General features: G+C 74.8%; 3 protein-coding genes. 1 reads left to right on the top strand and 2 read right to left on the bottom strand.

Annotation, left to right across the window (positions count from 1 at the left end):
- The coding region (locus CCN44_RS13485) for a sodium:solute symporter family transporter (RefSeq protein ID WP_244203914.1) at nt 1-1,086 on the top strand (1,086 nt) is incomplete at its 5' end.
- Between the two features lie 28 nt (nt 1,087-1,114).
- On the opposite strand, the gene CCN44_RS13480 is transcribed toward CCN44_RS13485, so the two are convergent.
- Together CCN44_RS13480 and CCN44_RS13475 are read right to left on the bottom strand one after the other, a co-directional pair.
- Complete coding sequence (locus tag CCN44_RS13480; RefSeq protein WP_059251003.1) at nt 1,115-2,002, bottom strand: coiled-coil domain-containing protein; 888 nt, start codon at nt 2,000-2,002, stop codon at nt 1,115-1,117.
- A gap of 190 nt (nt 2,003-2,192) precedes the next feature.
- The coding region (locus CCN44_RS13475) for an SUKH-4 family immunity protein (RefSeq protein WP_244203913.1) at nt 2,193-3,331 on the bottom strand (1,139 nt) is incomplete at its 5' end.

Here is a 3,331-nt window from a genome sequence, read left to right as displayed (position 1 = left end):
ATCGGCGGCATGAAGGGCACCGCGCTCATCCAGATCCTGAAGATCGTGCTGCTGATGGGCTCGGGCGCGGTCGTCGCCGCGCTGGTGCTGCGCCGCTTCGACTGGGACCCGGGCGCCCTGTTCACCGCCGCCGCCGGACAGAGCGGCGCCGGACCGGCCTTCCTGCGCTCCGGGCTGCAGTTCGGCACCGCACCCGCCGCCCGCGTCGACATGATCGCCTCGGAGCTGACCGTCGTACTCGGCGGCGCCTGCCTGCCGCACATCACCATGCGCATGTACACCGCCTCCAGCGCCCGCCAGGTGCGCCGCTCGATGTCCTGGGCGGTGTCGCTGGTCGCCCTGTTCGTCCTCGTCATCACCGTGGTGGGCTTCGGCGCCACGGCCCTGCTCGGGCGCACGGCGATCGCGGCGGCCGACCCGCAGGGCAACACGGCGTACCTGCTGGGCTCGCGCGCGGTCTTCGGCACCGAGGTGACGACGGCGGAGACCTTCCTGTTCACGCTGGTCACCACCGCGCTCTTCCTGACCCTGCTCGCCTCGGTCGCCGGCATGATCCTCGCCTGCGCCAACTCCCTCGCGCACGACGTGTTCGCGGCCCGGGTGCAGGAGATGCCGGCCCGCCGCGAGATGACCCTGGCCCGGGTCTCCGCGCTCGCCATAGGGGTGCCGACGATCCTGCTGGCCACCCTGGTGCAGCGGCACAGCCTGCAACCCCTGGTCACGCTCTCCTTCTGCCTGGGCGCCTCCGCCCTCGCCCCCGCCCTGGTCTACGGCCTCTTCTGGCGCCGCTACACCCGCAGCGGGCTGCTGGCCACGCTGATCGGAGGCTCGCTGACCGTGCTGCTGCTCATGCCGGGCACCAAGCTCGTCTCCGGCTCGCCCGTGTCGGCGTTCCCGCACGCCGACTTCGCCTGGTTCCCGTTCACCACCACCGGCATCGTCTCCATCCCGGCCGGGTTCCTCTTCGGCTGGCTGGGCACGGTGCTGTCGGGCCGCGCGAAGGCGGAGCAGCAGCGGCGCCAGTACGAGGCGGTGGAGGGCTGGATCCTGGCCGGCGCGGTCCGGACGACCGGGAAGGGGAACTGACGGCGCGTCCGTCACCCTCCGGCCCGCGCTACTCCATGGGCACCCGGCCGGTCAGGGAGATGAGGCTGTCGCGTACGGAGTCCATGTGCGCCTGCATGTCGTCCCAGACCTCGCCGTGCTCGCGCAGCACCCGTTCCGTCTCCCGGGCGATGCGCTCCTCGTGCAGGCGCGCGTCGGCGACGATCTCGGCCGCACGCGCGTGTGCCTCCTCCTGGGAGCGGCGCGCGGACTCCTCCGCCTCCCGCAGGGCCTGCTCGGCCTCGGCCAGCTCGGCCTCGGCCCGGCCGATCCGTTCGGCGTGCCGGGCGTCCAGCGCGGCCGTCCGCTCCGCCTCCGCGCGTTCCGCCTCGGCCCACTGCTCGGCGTGCTCGCGGGCCTGTTCGGCGAGCAGACCGGCGGCGCGCTCCCGCGCCTCGCGCAGCGCCGCGAGCCGCTCGGCGCGCCACGCCTTCACCTCCTGCCGGGCGGCGACACGGATCTCGTCGGCCTCGGCCTGCGCGGCGAGGAGCCACCGGCGGGCGTCCTCGTCGGCCTGCGCGCGCCGGGCGTCCGCCGCCTCCTGCGTCTCCCGGCGCAGCCGCCCGGCGCGCACCTCGGCCTGCGCGAGCAGTTCCTCGCCCGCACGCCGGGTACGTTCCCGCAGGTCCGCCGCCTCCTCCAGCACCAGCCGGAACAGGCGCCGTGCCGCGGCCCCGAGCGACTCGTACGTCTGCGGCTCCAACTGGGCGACGGCCTCACGCATCCGCCCCAGCTCCGCCTCCATGTCCTTGGCGAGCACGGTCAGCCGGGCCGCGCGCTCCCAGGCGGCGTCCCGGTCCTCGGACAGCGCCTCCAGGTACGCGTCGACCTGGTCGGGGCGGTAGCCACGCCCCCGGACGGTCACGAAGCCGTGCGACGGCATCGATGCGCTGCTCACCCTGGGGGCCCCTCTCCACCGGACATACACGACAGAATGATTTCGCGCATATCTTGATGGATCGGACGTAGGCGTTCATAACGCGACACTCCGCAGGAACGTCACGGCCCGCCCGGACATGCGTCGGGCCCTTCACGCGCGCGCGTGAAGGGCCCGAGGACGCACACCCGGCCGACGGGCTACGGCCGCGCTACAGCAGTCCGTCCCACATCTGCTCCAGCAGCACCGACCACCAGCTCTCCGGCGAACCGAGCGCCGCCGGGTCCAGGGCGGCCAGCTGCGCCTGGAAGTCGACGGTCCAGCGGCCCGCCTGCTCCTGGTTCAGCCCGTACCGCAGCCGCCACATCCGGCCCAGCAGCGCCAGGCACCGCGCGAACTCCGGCAGCCCGGTGTTCACGAACTGCGGCGGCACCGGCGCACCGCCCGGCCCCGCCTCCACCGGCACGGCCACGATGTTCGCCGTCCCGTACTGCACACAGAGCGCCTTGCCGAAGTCGGTGCCCATGACCAGGTACGACCCCGCGTCCGGCGCCGGCTGCACCCCGCGCTCCGCCGCCAGCTCCGCCAGCGTCGGCACCGGGCGGCCCGGCTGTGCCTGCGCCCAGAAGAACGGGCCCATGTCCACCGGCAGCCCCGCCACGACCAGCGTGTGCGCCACGATCGGCGGCACCCCCTGCCGGGACACCGCCTGCTGGTCGAACCGGAAGATCCCCGGCCCGAACGCCGCGGCCAGCTCCTGCGCGACCCCCTCCGGCGGCACCGGCGGCGCGGCCTGCACCGGCGGCAGCGGCGCCCGCACCGGCGCGGGACGCGCGGGACCGTCCGCCACCTGGTGCAGCTCGCCCTGGTGCGCCAGCAACTGCTGCATGCCCTGCTGCCGGCTCGCGTGGTCCGTGCCGTACGGCGCGATGCTCGTGATCCGCGCCTGCGGCCACTGCTCACGGATCATCCGCGCGCAGTAGGCGCCCGGCAGCGCGCACGACTCCAGCTCCGTGTGCAGCTCCAGCACCTGGTCCGGCGGCACGTTCATGGCCCGCAGCTCGTGGAAGATCTGCCACTCCGGGTGCGGCGTGCCCGGCGCCGAACGCCGGATCAGCTGCTGCTCGGAGCCGTCCTGCGCGCGGTAGCGCAGCACGGCCTGGTAGCCGGGGCCGACCGTGGGCTGCCCCTGCGACGGATATCCGTACGCCGGGGCCTGCCCCGGCACGGGTCCGCCCGGCAGGGGCCCACCCGGCGGCATCGCACCGGGCGGCGGCATGGCACCCGGGGGCATCGGCGCGGGGGCGCCCGGAGCACCCGGAGCGCCTGGCGGCATGCCGGGGGCGCCCG

This window comes from Streptomyces tricolor (assembly GCF_002155905.1).
GTDB classification, from domain to species: domain Bacteria; phylum Actinomycetota; class Actinomycetes; order Streptomycetales; family Streptomycetaceae; genus Streptomyces; species Streptomyces tricolor.
This window is presented reverse-complemented; position numbering and strand designations above follow the sequence as displayed.